The sequence below is a fragment of the Bacillus sp. SIMBA_005 genome (assembly GCF_046535585.1).
Lineage (GTDB): Bacteria > Bacillota > Bacilli > Bacillales > Bacillaceae > Bacillus > Bacillus pumilus.
The window spans coordinates 1-250 of record NZ_JAWRWI010000865.1 but is presented as its reverse complement, the minus strand read 5'-3'; the positions used below and the strand labels follow the sequence as shown (position 1 = coordinate 250).

The 250-nt window shown below is 70.4% G+C and carries 1 protein-coding gene; it reads right to left on the bottom strand.

Features of this window, described 5'->3' with window-relative positions; translation table 11 throughout:
• Window positions 1–250: methyltransferase family protein (locus SB660_RS22530; protein ID WP_410584711.1), on the bottom strand; the 250-nt coding region annotated here is incomplete at both ends.

Sequence of the window (250 nt, the reverse complement as noted above, 5' to 3'; positions counted from 1 at the left end):
CAGCAGCAGGCTCAGATAGAAGGGATTGCGCGACAGCCGGTACGGCCCGCGCACGATCAGCCTGCTCGGCGTCTGCGACGGCAGGATCGTCGTGCGCCGCCAGACGAACAGCGCGAAACACGCTAATGCCAGCAGACCGCCGGCATTGGCGAACACCGTGCCGGTGAGATGCATCGCGGTGCGCGCGTCGCCGGTCGGCAGCGGCAGGTCGAGCCCGGTCTGCAGCAGCGCGCCGGCCGCGAACGCGAGC